A 13,266-nucleotide genomic window follows, 5' to 3' on the forward strand; every position below is an offset into this window, starting at 1 on the left:
ATGCTGCTGTCGCGTTTCTGGTACGGGGTGCTGGCGCTCGCGCTCGGCGCCGCGGTCTTCGTCCTCTTCGTCGCCGCGCAGCTCTACAACCGCTCGAGCCACCGCGCGATGAGCGAGGCGCTCAGCGCCGACTCCAGCGCTGTCGAGTGGTTCCTCAACGACGACGCCCGGAAGCGCTCGAGCGCGCTCATCCGGGTCGCGTTGAACCCGGCCCTGCGGACCGCGCTCGCCAAGTCGTCGGCCGAGGCCAAGCCCGGCGCCGAGGTGCGCGAGAAGGCCCGCACCGCGCTGCGCACCGCGGCCGCGGAGGTGCCCCCGGAGCTCAAGTTCGATCACGTGTGGGCCGTCGACGCGGCGGGGCGGGTGGTGGCGTCGGTGGACTTCGAGCACCGCGAGGACTGGGAGCTCGGCGGCTACCCGCTGGTCGCCGACGCCCTCCACGGCTGGATCCGCGATGACGCGTGGGTCTGGAAGGGCCGCATCCTCCGCGTCGTGGCGCGCCCCGTCGAGCAGGACGTCAACGGCGAGCCGGTCGGCGCCGTGATCGGCGCCAAGATCATCGACGACACCTTCGCCCGCGCCGTCACGAAGCGCACCGGCGCCGCCGTCGGCTTCTACGCCGAGGGGGCGCGCGTCGCCTCCGGCGCGCCCGAGGGGTTCGACAAGGCGAACCTCGACCAGATCACGCAGGATCTGAAGCTGCTCGACGACAACAAGGACTACATCGAGAAGGGGCGCTCGGAGGTCCGCGTCATCGGCCAGCACCTCGGCGTGGTCTACGCGCGGCTGCCCGGCGAGGCGTGGGAGCTCGGCGCCGGCTACGCGGTCGGCCGCCTCGCGGCGTCGGTCGACTCGCCGCTCAACTTCCTCGACAAGGCGAACAACGACGACAAGAGCGAGGTGCCCACGGCGCTGATCCTGGTCGGCGTCCTCGCCATGGCCGCGATCGGGCTGGTGCTCTCGTTCCTGGAGCACACGCGGCCGCTCCATGTCTTCCGCGGCGAGGCGACGCGCTTCTCCAAGGGCGAGGTCGACGTGCTGGCGCCGAGCCGCTTCCGCGGCGCCTACAGGAAGATCGCGGCCGACATCAACGACGGCGTCGAGAAGGTGGCCGCGAAGGGCGGCGCGCCCCGGAAGGCCGCCGACCTCGAGCAGGTGCTCGGCCCGATCCCGACGCAGCCGGCGATGAGCGCGTTCTCGGTGCCGCTCGGCCCCGGCGAGCCGCGCCCCGACTCGCGCCCCTCGTACCCGAAGCCCATGGTGAGCCCGCGCGGCCCCACGCGGCGGCCCGGCTCGCACCCGCTCAGCGGCCCGCCGCCGGCCCGCGACTCCGTGGAGCCTGTCGAGGCGATCGAGGAGGTCTCGGACGCGGCGGGGATGGCGATCTCCGCCCTCGAGCCCGCGGGCGCTCCCGGGCGCCCGCCGCCGCGGCGCCCGCCGCCGCCGCCGCCGCCCAGGGCGCCGGGGGCGCCCGCCGCGCCGAACCCGCTCCCCGAGCCGATGAGCGCGCCGGCCGCGCCGGCCGCGCCGCAGGACGGCGCGGGAGATCCGGACGAGCTCACCGAGTGGAACGCCGTCTACGAGGAGTTCCTGTCGGTCAAGCAGCAGTGCGGGGAGCCCACGAACGCGCTCACCTTCGAGAAGTTCAAGGGGACCCTGCAGCGCAACAAGGACGCGCTCGTGGCTCGCCACAACTGCTCGCGTGTTCGCTTCACGGTCTACGTGAAGGACGGCAAGGCGGCGCTGAAGGCGTCTCCGGTGAAGTGAGGCCGAGCGGCGGGGATCGCCGCGCGGCCGGGACGGGGGGTCATGAGACGAGGATCTGCCGGCGCCGCGGGCGCCGCGTTCGCTGCGATGGTGGCCGCCGGCGCCGCGCGCGCGTCGTCGGGGCTCGACTCGCCCGACATCGGGGTGCTCCAGCTCGGCCGCGGCGGGGCGTGGATCGCGCGGGCGGACGATCCGCTCGCCGCCTACTTCAACCCGGCGGGGCTCGCCTCGCAGCGGAGCGGCGCCCACGGCGGCGTCCACTTCATCCAGCTGGCCCAGTGCTTCACGAGGCTCGGCCCCGGCGGCCGCCCCGTCCCGCCGAGCGCCACGACGGCGATCCCGGCGCCCGGCAGCGACGGGGGCCCCGACCCCGAGGTGTGCGCCGAGGGCGGCCTGTTCCCGAACCCGCAGCTCGCGGCGACCCTGCGCGTGAGCGACGCGCTCGCCCTTGGCGTCGCGGTGCTCGGCCCGCACGGCGTCGGCGAGCGGGCATGGCCCGAGTCGCTCCGGTACACGCACCCGAGCTTCGGCGACATGACGCAGCCGTCGCCCCAGCGGTACCTGCTCACGTCGCTCGACGCCCTGATGTTGATGCCGACGCTCTCGGTCGGCTTCACCCCCGCGGAGGGGGTCTCGCTCGGCGCCGGCTTCATCTGGGGCACGGCGACGATCGATTTCGTCAACTTCAGCGAGGCGCTCTCGGGCGAAGGGGGCGACGACTTCAAGGCGCACGGCGATCTGCGCACGCGCGCGGAGGCGACCGACCTCTTCGTCCCGGGCTTCGTCCTCGGCGCGCGCTGGGCGGCGGCGGCTCACCTCGACCTGGGCGCATGGTTCAAGTGGCAGGACGCCGTGCGCGCGAAGACCGATCTCACCATCGAGTCCCGCTACTGGACGCCGGCAGGGGCGAAGGACGAGGCGCCGTGCAGGGGCGAGGCGCCGGAGTGCAACGTCACCGAGGAGCAGGGCGCCGGCGATCTCACGATGCGGATCCCCATGGAGGCGAAGCTCGGCCTCCGGTACCACATGCCCCGCGCCGGCGCCGGCGCCGGCGCGCGGCGCGCGGCGAGCGCGCGCCGCGCCTCCGCCGCCGAGCCCCGCGTCCGCGACCCGATGGCGGATGACCTCTTCGACGTGGAGCTCGACTTCACCTGGGCGAACAACAGCGCGGTCGACGCGATCGAGGTCCGGTTCCGCGAGGGCATCCCCGTGCGCGGCACGAGCGTGGGCACGGTGCCGCCCAACGCCGACGTCCCGCACCGCTGGCGAGACGTCCTGGGAGTCCGGCTCGGCGGCGATTTCGTCGTGCTCCCGAGCCTCCTCGCGCTGCGCGCCGGCGGCTTCTTCGAGAACAAGGGGCAGGACGACGCCGATCTGAACCTCGACTTCCACCTCGGCTACCGGATCGGCGTCGGGGCCGGCGTGACCGCGCGCGTCGGCCCGGTCGACATTTCAGCCGCGTTTCAGCACACGTCCTTCGGTGCGCTGGACAACGGCGGAAACGGGCGCCTCAAGGCCGTCTCCGGCGCTGCGCTGAGCGGCTACCGCAGCATCCAGAGCGTCAACGGCGGCCGCTTCGAGAGCAGCCTGGACGAGTTCGGTCTGAGCGGAACCATGCGCTTCTGAGCGGGCGGCTGCTCGGGCGTGTCTCCGGCGTGCCTCCGGCGTAGTGGAGCGGAGCGCAGGACGCGCGGAGCGCAGCACGCGCAACGCAGCGGAGGCGCGCCGGACCGCCGGGGCGGTCGACGCGGAAGGCGGTCGCGCCTATAAGATGCCTCCACCATGAGTGAATCGAACGTCCGCAACCTGGTCATCATCGGCTCCGGCCCCGCCGGGCTCACCGCTGCCATCTACGCGGCGCGCGCCAACCTGAAGCCGCTCCTCATCGAGGGCTTCAGCGCCGGCGGCCTGATCCCGGGGGGCCAGCTCATGTTCACGACCGACGTCGAGAACTACCCCGGCTTCCCCGAGAAGATCACCGGCCAGGAGCTGATGCAGCGCTTTCGCGATCAGGCCGCCCATCAGGGCACGGAGATCGTGACGGCGGACGTGACCAAGGTCGAGCTGACGGGCCACCCCTTCAAGGTGTGGGTGGAGGACACGCTCTACCTGGCGAAGGCGGTGGTGATCGCGACGGGCGCGCGCGCCAACTACCTCGGCCTCGAGAGCGAGGACAAGCTCAAGAACAAGGGCGTCAGCGCCTGCGCCGTCTGCGACGGCGCGCTCTTCCGCGGCCAGGACGTCGTGGTCGTCGGCGGCGGCGACACGGCGATGGAGGAGGCCACCTACCTGTCCGGGCTCTGCAGCAGCGTCACGCTGGTGCACCGCCGCGACGAGTTCCGGGCGTCGAAGGCGATGATCCAGCGCGTGGTCGAGAACCCGAAGATCAAGATCCTCTACAGCCACGTGGTGGAGGAGGTGCTCGACGTGAAGGCCGACACGGTGACGGGCGTCCGCGTGAAGAGCACGAAGACGGGCGACAGCCACCTCGTGCCGGCGGCGGCGATGTTCGTCGCGATCGGCCACACGCCGATGACCGATCTCTTCGTCGGGCAGCTCGACACGCACCCGAACGGCTACCTGAAGACGGTGCCGGGCTCGACGCGCACCAACATCCCGGGCGTCTTCGCCGCGGGCGACGTGCAGGACTGGAACTACCGCCAGGCCGTCACGGCCGCTGGCACGGGCTGCATGGCGGCCCTCGACGCGGAGCGCTGGCTCGCGCAGCAGGGCGGCCACTGAGAGGACGACCATGGTCGAAGCGCTGCGCGAAGAGCTCGCCGATCTGACCGCCTCGGTCCGGGCGTTCCTGGAATGGCACGCAATGACCGGCGCGGACGGAATGCCGGGCCACCCTGCAGCGCTCCACGAGGCGCTGGGCGCGGCTTCGTCGGAGGGCGCTACGCCGGCGCTTCGGCGGCCGGAGCGCGGCTTCTCCGGGCAGGATGCGCCCTCACCGCCGGTGGCGCGAGGGGGCAGCGGCGCGGCGTTCTCGCCGCCGCCGCCGCGCGGTGGCGCCGCGAGCGCCTCCCTGCCGCATCCGGAGCAGCGCGTGAGCGCCGCGGGCGTTTCCCCGCGGCCGGAGCAGCGCGGCGGCTTCGAGTCGCAGGGCGCGTGGTCGCCGACGCAGGCGCAGCGAGGTCCCGAGCCGTCGCCCCGGCCTGCCGTGAGCGCCGCACCGGCACAGCGCGCGGAGACGGCCGTACGCGCGAGCGCAGCGCTGCCGGACACGAAGGAGGAGCGCGCGGCGCGGCTCTCGCTCCTCGCGGAGGAGGTCCGCACCTGCCAGAAGTGTCCGCTCCACGAGGGCCGCACCCACACCGTGTTCTCGCGCGGCGATCCGAGCTCCGAGGTCGTGTTCGTCGGCGAGGGGCCAGGGGCGGAAGAGGACCTGCAGGGGCAGCCGTTCGTCGGCGCGGCGGGGCAGCTGCTCGACAAGATGATCGCGGCGATGGGGTACCACCGCGACGAGGTCTACATCTGCAACATCGTGAAGTGCCGGCCGCCGAAGAACCGGAAGCCAGAGCCGGCCGAGATGGCGGCATGCAGCCCGTACCTCACGGCTCAGCTCGCGCTGATCAAGCCGAAGGTGATCGTGGCGCTCGGCGCCACCGCGGTGCAGGGGCTCATCGGCACGAGCGAGGGGATCACGAAGCTCCGCGGCACGTGGAAGCTCTACAAGGGCTCGATCCCGATCATGCCCACGTTCCACCCGGCCTACCTGCTCCGCCAGCCGAGCGCGAAGCGAGAGGTCTGGAGCGACCTGAAAGAGGTGATGCGCCACCTCGGCAAGAGCGCGCCCGACAGAGGCTGAGGTGGCCGCGTGCGCTTCCGGGCGCGGGCAGCCAGCGGCTCAGGTACCCGCCGTCCGCGCAGGCGCCGAGCCGCACGCGCTCGCCGCTGTCGGCGCAGGCGCCGAGCCGCACGCGCCCGGCGAACCGAGCCCGGCCGAGCGGCCCTCGCTGCTGTCGATCGTGCGCTGCGCGCTGGTCCTCCTCGGCGCCCTGCCCTGGTGCCTCCCCCTCGCGCGGAGCCGCGCGCCGCTCGGAGAGCTCGGCGCAGCGCTCGATCGTGTCTTCGCGCCGATGTGCCACCGGATGCCCGAGCGATCCCTCGCGCTCGACGGCGTCGTCATGCCGCTCTGCAGTCGCTGCGCTGGCATCTTCGCCGGGATCGCGGCGGGCGCCGCGATCGCGCGCCCTCGGCTGGCGATGGCGGCGTGGCGCCCGATCCTCATCGCCCTCGCCGCGCTGATGGCGGTCGACGTGGCGACCCAGGACCTCGGGCTGCGCCCCGTCTGGCATGCGAGCCGCCTCGCCACGGGCGTGGCCTTCGGTTATGCCGCGGCCGCGGCGTTCCTCGCGAAGATCGCACGCCGCCCGCTCTAGGTGCTACTTGCGGCCGCCCATGGCCCTGCACTCGTGGACAGGGCCCTTCGTGGCATTGCGAACGCAATCGCTGTACGCGGCGAGGCCGTCCTTCCACTTGCCCGTGTCCTGGAGCGCCGAGCCCAGGTAGAGATAGGGGAGCGCGTCGCTCGGATCGGCCGCGATGGCCGCGCGGGATGCCTCGATCGCGTCCTTGTACCTGCCGCGGTTGAGGAAGCTCAGCGCCTCCTTCTTCAGCTTGCCCGCGTCCTCGGCGCTGGCCGCCGGCGCCGCGGCCTTCTCTGCCTCAGCCTTCTCCGCCGCGGCCTTCTCCGCCGCGGCCTTCTCCGCCGCGGCCTTCTCCGCCTCAGCCTTCTCCGCCGCGGCCTTCTCTGCCTCGGCCTTCTCCGCGTCGGCCGCCGCCTTCACCGGATCGGGAACGGCGCCGGCCCCTTTTGCAGAGGACTCCTTCAGCGCCGATTCGGTTTGCGCAGGCGTCTTCGCCCGTGCCGGAGAGGGAGCGCCCGCCGCGGCCAAGAGCTTCGTCTCGGCGGGCGCTGGCTTCGGAGGCGGCGCGGCCATCGCGACCGGCGCAGGTGAGGACGGCTTGCTCGAGAACACCGCCTTGGTGACGACCGCCACGGAGATCACCCCGGCGAGCCCCGCGACCGCCGCGACGATCCGACGAAGGCGCGCCCGCCGGGCGAGGGTCTCGGGCGACAGCTGATGAACCACGACGAGGCGCTCATCAGCGTGATCGTCGGGGCCGCTGGCCACCTCGGCGAGCGGCGGGAACGACTCTTCCTCCTCGCGCCGAAAGAACGCCGCCGTGGGCGACGAAGGGTCGATGAGATCGAGCGCATCCTCGTCGGACGCCAGCTCACCGGGCGGCGACGCAAGGGCACCCGGCTGGCTCAGGGCGCCGGCTTGTGGAGCCATGATCAACGGGTCGTGCTCCAGCGCCTTGTCAGGGTCCGCGCCGTCCGTGTCGCCTGGAACGGCGCGCTGCGCGGCGAACGCCTCGGACGCCGGCGCGAGCGTGGCCACGGGCGCAGCCGCAACGACCGGCGCAGCCGCAACGACCGGTGCAGCCGCAACGACCGGCGCAGCCGCAACGACCGGCGCAGCCGCAACGACCGGCGCAGCCGCAACGACCGGTGCAGCCGCAACGACCGGCGCAGCCGCAACGACCGGCGCAGCCGTAGCCGCCTCCGCGACGATCGGCGCGGCGGGCGCCTCGAGAGCCGGCGACACAGCGGGAGCGTCGTCCACGGCGCTGGCTGCCAGCGCGGGAGCGGCGGAACACCCAGCTACCTCGGCGACGACGTCCGAGCCGCTCGCGACCGGCCTCGCGGAGTCCCTTGTCGCGACGGCCGGCCCCTCAGACGCCGCCGACACCCGCGGCTGGGAGGCCCGGGGACGGAGACTTCGGCCCCTGTTCGCGCGGGCCGATCCAAGAAGTCGCTTCGACATGTCCGAACCATCCTCCCGTGATTGTCACGCCCCCGATGGCGCAGGGGACCGGCGACTCGCCCTATTCATGATCCAGGCCGACCCCAACGGCGAGCGCTCGCCCGTGCATTTCCGTGCCTTCGCAGCGCCATCGCGTGTGCCGGATCGTGCCGCGGTCACCCCAGCCAACCCTACCCGCGCTCGAACGAGCACACACGCGATCTCACCCCACCGCGTTCGACAGCCCCTCCGCAAAAATGCGCACCGAGCGCACCCGCTGCCCCCTGCGGCCGGTGCGCCCCGAAGGCACGCCCATCCAGGTGAGGGAGCCCCCCGGCGCCGCGCACGTCAGCCTCCACCGAGCTGCACCGGCCGCCCCGCGACCGGGGCCGCGCGGAGCAGGACGAGCGTGTCGAGCTTCTTCTTCGCGTCGGAAGCCATGACCGTGCCCGCCAGGTTGTGCGCCATCTCCCAGGGCACCTCGTCGTCCGCCGAGAAGAAGGCCACCGTCGCGCTGCACGCGGCGATGTCCTTCGTGAGCTGCTCGCCGGTGTTCGACAGATCCGGGCCGGCGAGCCCCTTGCGCTGCTTCTTGCCCATGCCGCCGCCGAACGGCCAGATCGCCGTCGCGAGATCCTTCAGCACCATCGTGCTGACGGCGCAGGAGGGCGGCTTCGACGCGCGCCCCTCGGGGACCACCGTGATCTCCTTCGGGAGGTCGTCTCGCCCGTCGGTCTTGATGACGACCTTCGGCGCGCCGGCCGCGCCGAGCTCGGTCACGACGGCGGCGACGGCGCTCGGCTTCGCCCTCTTGTCGGCCAGCAGCGTCACGGGCTTGCCCTCGATCGGCAGCTCGCGGATCACCTTCGTCAGCTTCTCGGGCCCATCCTTGTGCGCCAGATCCACGCGCTGGCCGCCGATGTAGGGGCCCATGGAGTCGACGAGCAGCTCGGGCATGCCCTTCGGCTTCGGCGGCGCGACGGGCGCCTCGGCGCTCGGGGCTGCCGTGGCGGCCGCGCCAGGCTCGGCGGGCTTCGGCGCGCTCTCGCACGCCGCCGCGGCCAGGAGCAGGCCGGCGGCGAGCGCGAGGCGCGGCGAGGCGCTGACAAGGAGGCAGGAAGCTCTCATGACGCGGCAGTGTAACCAACCGGCCTGGCTCCGCGCACCTCCGCTGTGCGAGAGTTCGCGCGATGGCTTCTCCGCTCGTCGAACGGCTCGCGCAGCTCGGCTCGTCCGCCCGAACCGCCGTCGAGGACGAGCGCGGGCAGATCACCTTCGCGACGCTCCTGGAGCGAGCCCTGCGCGTCCGCGGCGCGCTGCTCGCCGGCGGCTCGCGGCGCGGCGCGGGTGAGGCCGAGAGCCCGAGCTCCCTCGAGGGGGAGCGCATCCTGCTGCTCGTGTCGCCCGGCGCGGCGTGGGTCTCGGCCTTCCTCGGCGCCCTCCTCGCCGGGGGGATCGCGCTGCCGCTGTCGGCGCTCTATCCGCCGGCAGAGCTCGAGTGGCTCGCGAGCGACGCCGGCGTGCGGCGGATCATCACCGACGGCGAGCTCGCCGCCGTGGCCGCCCCGATCGCGCAGGGCCGCGCCGTGCTCCTCGTGGAGGACCTCGAGCGCGCCGCGCCCGGGCGAGACGCGGCGATCTCCGACATCGCCGCGGACGATCCGGCGCTCCTGCTCTACACGAGCGGCACGACCGGCAAGCCGAAGGGGGCGCTGCTCACGCACCGCAACCTGGCGGTGCAGGCGGAGCTCCTGCGCGCGGCCTGGGGCTTCTCGGATCACGACCTCTTGCTGCACGCGCTGCCGCTGCACCACCTCCACGGCGTCGTCATCGCGCTCATGACGTCGCTGCTCGCGGGCGGCGCGACGAGGATGCTGCCGCGCTTCGACGCCCAGCGCGTCGCCGCCGAGATCGCGCGCCGCTCGGTGACGTCGTTCATGGCGGTGCCGACCATGTACCAGCGGCTGTTCGAGCACGTCGACCGGGGCGGCGCGCCCGGCTTCGCCGCGGGGGCGCAGGCCCTGCGGCTCGCGACGAGCGGCTCCGCGGCGCTGCCGGTGACGCTCGCCGAGCGCTGGCGCGATCTCACCGGCACGATCCCGCTCGAGCGCTTCGGGATGACCGAGATCGGCGTCGGCATGAGCAACCCGCTCGATCCAGGCGCGCGGCGGGCAGGCTGGGTCGGCTTCCCGCTGCCGACCGTCGAGGCCCGCATCACGGACGACGCGGGCAACGCGTGGGCGGCGGGTGAACGGCCGCCGGGCGACCCGCCAGCGCCGGGCGACGCCGCGGTCGCGCGAGGCGAGCTCTGGATCCGCGGGCCCAGCGTCTTCAAGGGGTACCTCGGGCGCGAGGACGCCACCGCCGCGGCCTTCCAGGACGGCTGGTTCCGCACCGGCGACGTCGCCGAGCGCTCCAGCGACGGGCGCTTCCGGCTCCTCGGGCGGACCTCGGTCGATATCCTCAAGAGCGGCGGATACAAGCTGTCCGCCCTCGAGATCGAAGAGGCGCTGCGGGAGCACGGCGCGATCGCCGAGGTCGCGGTGATCGGCGTCCCTGACGAGGCGTGGGGAGAGCGCGTCGTCGCGGTCGTCGTCGCCGCGCCCGGGCGAGAGGCGGAGTGCGCCACCGGGCCGCTCCGCGCCTGGGCGAAGGAGCGCCTCGCGCCCTACAAGGTCCCACGCGAGTCGATCGTCGTGCGGGCCCTGCCGCGCAACGCGATGGGCAAGGTCGTCAAACCAGAGCTGGTGAAGACCATCGCAGCGGGCATTGCCGTGGAGGAGCGCGGCCCTCTCGCGCGGTAGACGCGCGAGACGCGCGGTCGTCGCTGCTTGACCGACGCGCTCGGCTCCGGCCTACTCGACGCCAATGCAGCCTGCCAGCCCCATGGTCCAAGCCCAAGCCGCGTACGGCGGCCTCGCGGTTCAGCCGTTCTCGCACCCCACGTACACGATCAAGCGGCCTTTCTGGTCGCTGCTCGGCCGCAAGTTCCACGTCTATGCGCCCGACGGCTCCCTCGTCTGCTTCGTCAAGCACCCGCTGCTCAAGCTGCGTGAGGAGTTCACCCTCTTCGCGGACGAGTCGGAGTCGCAGCCGCTGCTCACGATCCGCTCGCGGCAGGTCATCGCCCTCAACCGGTGCCTCGACGTCCTCGACGCGCGCACCGGCGAGCGCGTCGGCACCATCCGCTCGCGCGGGCTCAAATCGATCGTCCGCGACACCTGGGACATCCTCGACCCCGCGGATCAGCCGGTCGGGCTGATGCAGGAGGACGGCGCCGCGCTGCTCCGCCGCATGTTCCCGCTCCTCATCGGGAAGTGGCACATCGAGCTCCACCAGCAGGAGGTCGCGAAGGTGAAGCAGGTGTTCCGGTGGTTCGTGAAGGAGTTCACGCTCGACCTGTCGATGAACCAGGGGCGAATCGACGCCCGGTTCGCCATCGCCTGCTCGCTGCTCGCCCTCATGGCCGAGACAGCGCGCGAGTCCCGCTAGGCCCCCATCCGAGACCCGCGGCGGCCTCGCGAGAGGCCCGTGGATGCCACGGCCGGCGCGGCCGTCGGTCGCGCGCACTGGCTCGCTCGCCGAAACTTGGCCCATTTCCGCGAGCTCTGCGAGGGTCCCGCGCGATGCGCCTCGATCCTGTCTCCCGCCTCGACTCCGCCTCCGAGGAGGGCCGACCGACGTCCCCCCCTGCGCCCCCGTGCGGCACGGCCCGCTTCGCCCCGAGCGAGCAGGGCGCCGACTCCGAGCGCGAGCTCAGGTCGCAGCGCTTCCTCTGGGCGAGCGCCCCGGCGGCGCCCGACGGGCAGCTCCGCGCGACGATCGAGGAGGCCGTCGAGCTCGCGCTGGCCCTGCGCGGCGCGCTGCCGCCGCGGGTCCAGGAAGGCGCGCCGGTCGAGGTGGCGATCGCCGACCAGATCTTCCGGGCCAGGGCGCTCGGCGCTTCGGGCCTCGCCGTCGCCCTTCCGCGCCTCGCGGGCGGGCGCTCGGCCTCGCCGCGCGCGCTCCACCCGGACGACAGCGCGACGCTCCTCGCCTGGCTCGGCGCGGCGCGCGAGGCGCCCGTCGCCCTCGTCTTCGACGAAGACGACAGGTCCGCGCAGGTGCTCGCGCCGGTGCCCCTCGCGGACCTCGTCGAGAGGAGCACGCGCGACGGGTACGGCGCCGTCTCCTCCATGTCCCCGCGCGGGCAGGCGCGGAGCCTCGCGGCGCGCGGGGAGGAGCGCCCCGTCGGGCCGGCGCAGCCGAGCGCCGGAGCGAGAGCCCCGGTCGAGGCGCTCCCGGCGGGGCCGACAGCCGTGGACGAGGCGCTCCAGGCCGGAGCGACAGCCCCGGTCGAGGCGCTCGAGGCCAGGCCGACGGCCCCGGTCGAGGCGCTCGAGGCCAGGCCGACGGCCCCCGAGACGCACGGAGCGCCGGCGTCGCCCGTCTCCGCCGAAGGGCGGACGGACGGGCGGCTGCGCGGCGTGCTGCCCCCCCGCTCCTCGAGGATCCGCCGCACGGACGCGCCGGCGGCCGTCGCCGGGAGAAGCGCCGTCGCGGCGCGGACGCCGGGCGCGAGCACGCCGCCGGCCACGGACGAGACGGCCGCGACGGCGCCCGCCAGCGCCGAGCCGGGCGCGCCGGCCGCCGAGCCAGGGGCGCCGCACGAGGAGCGCGGCGCAGCGATGACGCTCAGGCCGCCGCGAGGGGCGCACGAGGCCGTGCCGGCCGCGCCGAACGCGCCGAACGCTGACGGAGCCCACGCGGACGCCGACGCGCCCCCGCAGGCGCGGCGGGAGCGGAAGGCGCCGCGCGACCGGGTCCTCAGCGCGGCGGAGTGGCGCGCGCTCGCCGTCGAGCTCGACAACGCCCGCGGCCCGAAGCCGGTCCGGGTCATCGAGCAGCTGTTCGCGACCCACTACACGCCGCTGCTCGGCGCGACGCTCGCCGGCGAGACGGACGCCGCCGTGCGCGGCGTTGTCGACAGCTGGAGGAACAGCTTCGAGCACAGCTACCGGGAGGCGTTCTCGGCGCTGCGCGTGACCGGCAAGCGGCCGCCCATGGTGTTCGACGCCCCGGACATCGCCGCCCGCATCGCCCGGCTCAACGGGGCGCGCGGGGTGAAGCTCCTGCTCGTGGACGCGATGCGCTTCGACCTCGGCGAGCGGGTCGCCGCGCACCTGAAGGAGATCCTCGTGGATCGGGCCATCCTGGTGGAGCGATCGCTCCTCTGGGCGGCGCTGCCGCCGACGACGACGGCGCAGATCTCGCTGCTCGCCCGAGGGCCGGACGGGCTCCGCGAGACGATGCCCCCGAGCGAGGCGGAGCCCGCCATCGCCCGCGGGCGCGCGGTGGCGACGCTGCGGCGCGAGCGGGTCGGGTCGCGCGAGCTGATGAAGCTCGACCTCGTGGAGGCGCGCCTGCGCGCCGCCGGGCCGCCGTTCGCCGAGCGGATCGAGGCCATCGCGGAGGAGGTCGCCGACGTGATCGCGCGGTTCATGGCCAGCCTGCCGCCGCGGACGCTGCTGCTCGTGTTCGGCGACCACGGGTTCCGCATGACGCCGATGGGAGACGGCAGCGCGACCGGCCCGGCGTCGCAGGGCGGAGGCTCGCCCGAAGAGGTGCTCGTCCCGGCGCAGGCGTGGCTCGTCGGCGGCGTGCACTGAGCGGCCCTGGGCTCGACAGGGGCGCGCTGGCG

At 74.0% G+C, this 13,266-nt stretch carries 10 protein-coding genes; 8 read left to right on the plus strand and 2 right to left on the minus strand.

The annotated features are described in order from the left end of the window. The 5 genes from WMF44_RS41080 (at position 1) to WMF44_RS41100 (ending at position 6,155) form a co-directional block, all read left to right on the plus strand. Positions 1–1,767: an MXAN_5187 family protein gene (locus tag WMF44_RS41080; RefSeq protein ID WP_437295499.1), complete on the plus strand. Its 1,767-nt coding sequence runs from the start codon at positions 1–3 to the stop codon at positions 1,765–1,767. Positions 1,768–1,809: 42 nt separating this feature from the next. Next, positions 1,810–3,393, plus strand: a complete 1,584-nt coding sequence (locus WMF44_RS41085; RefSeq protein ID WP_437295500.1) for an OmpP1/FadL family transporter — start codon at positions 1,810–1,812, stop codon at positions 3,391–3,393. Positions 3,394–3,549: 156 nt separating this feature from the next. Further along, a complete protein-coding gene (gene trxB / locus WMF44_RS41090) occupies positions 3,550–4,509 on the plus strand; it encodes a thioredoxin-disulfide reductase (RefSeq protein ID WP_437295501.1) in 960 nt (319 codons plus the stop codon). Positions 4,510–4,519: 10 nt separating this feature from the next. Next, positions 4,520–5,581, plus strand: a complete 1,062-nt coding sequence (locus WMF44_RS41095) for a uracil-DNA glycosylase family protein (RefSeq protein WP_437295502.1) — start codon at positions 4,520–4,522, stop codon at positions 5,579–5,581. Position 5,582: 1 nt separating this feature from the next. Further along, complete coding sequence (locus WMF44_RS41100) at positions 5,583–6,155, plus strand: DUF2085 domain-containing protein (protein WP_437295503.1); 573 nt, start codon at positions 5,583–5,585, stop codon at positions 6,153–6,155. 3 nt (positions 6,156–6,158) lie between these two features. On the opposite strand, the gene WMF44_RS41105 is transcribed toward WMF44_RS41100, so the two are convergent. Both WMF44_RS41105 and WMF44_RS41110 read right to left on the minus strand, forming a co-directional pair. Then, complete coding sequence (locus WMF44_RS41105) at positions 6,159–7,181, minus strand: hypothetical protein (protein ID WP_437295504.1); 1,023 nt, start codon at positions 7,179–7,181, stop codon at positions 6,159–6,161. Between the two features lie 753 nt (positions 7,182–7,934). After that, positions 7,935–8,714, minus strand: coding sequence for an ExbD/TolR family protein (locus tag WMF44_RS41110; RefSeq protein ID WP_437295505.1), 780 nt, complete (start codon positions 8,712–8,714; stop codon positions 7,935–7,937). A gap of 62 nt (positions 8,715–8,776) precedes the next feature. On the opposite strand from WMF44_RS41110, the gene WMF44_RS41115 reads away from it, so the two are divergent. From WMF44_RS41115 to WMF44_RS41125, 3 genes are all read left to right on the plus strand, one after another. Continuing rightward, the gene (locus WMF44_RS41115; RefSeq protein WP_437295506.1) at positions 8,777–10,390 is read left to right on the plus strand and encodes an AMP-binding protein; all 1,614 of its coding nucleotides are present in this window, start codon (positions 8,777–8,779) and stop codon (positions 10,388–10,390) included. Positions 10,391–10,472: 82 nt separating this feature from the next. Then, a complete protein-coding gene (locus tag WMF44_RS41120; protein WP_437295507.1) occupies positions 10,473–11,078 on the plus strand; it encodes a hypothetical protein in 606 nt (201 codons plus the stop codon). Between the two features lie 134 nt (positions 11,079–11,212). Then, complete coding sequence (locus WMF44_RS41125) at positions 11,213–13,234, plus strand: hypothetical protein (protein WP_437295508.1); 2,022 nt, start codon at positions 11,213–11,215, stop codon at positions 13,232–13,234. Positions 13,235–13,266 lie beyond the last annotated feature (32 nt).

It is taken from the genome of Sorangium sp. So ce426 (genome assembly GCF_051475585.1).
In the GTDB taxonomy this organism is placed as follows: Bacteria; Myxococcota_A; Polyangia; order Polyangiales; family Polyangiaceae; genus Sorangium; species Sorangium cellulosum_B.

Coding starts and splice junctions, on each gene's coding strand:
- WMF44_RS41080 (WP_437295499.1), top strand. CDS start 1: ATGCTGCTGTCGCGTTTCTGGTACGGGGTGCTGGCGCTCGCGCTCGGC.
- WMF44_RS41085 (WP_437295500.1), top strand. CDS start 1,810: ATGAGACGAGGATCTGCCGGCGCCGCGGGCGCCGCGTTCGCTGCGATG.
- trxB (WP_437295501.1), top strand. CDS start 3,550: ATGAGTGAATCGAACGTCCGCAACCTGGTCATCATCGGCTCCGGCCCC.
- WMF44_RS41095 (WP_437295502.1), top strand. CDS start 4,520: ATGGTCGAAGCGCTGCGCGAAGAGCTCGCCGATCTGACCGCCTCGGTC.
- WMF44_RS41110 (WP_437295505.1), bottom strand. CDS start 8,714: ATGAGAGCTTCCTGCCTCCTTGTCAGCGCCTCGCCGCGCCTCGCGCTC.
- WMF44_RS41115 (WP_437295506.1), top strand. CDS start 8,777: ATGGCTTCTCCGCTCGTCGAACGGCTCGCGCAGCTCGGCTCGTCCGCC.
- WMF44_RS41120 (WP_437295507.1), top strand. CDS start 10,473: ATGGTCCAAGCCCAAGCCGCGTACGGCGGCCTCGCGGTTCAGCCGTTC.
- WMF44_RS41125 (WP_437295508.1), top strand. CDS start 11,213: ATGCGCCTCGATCCTGTCTCCCGCCTCGACTCCGCCTCCGAGGAGGGC.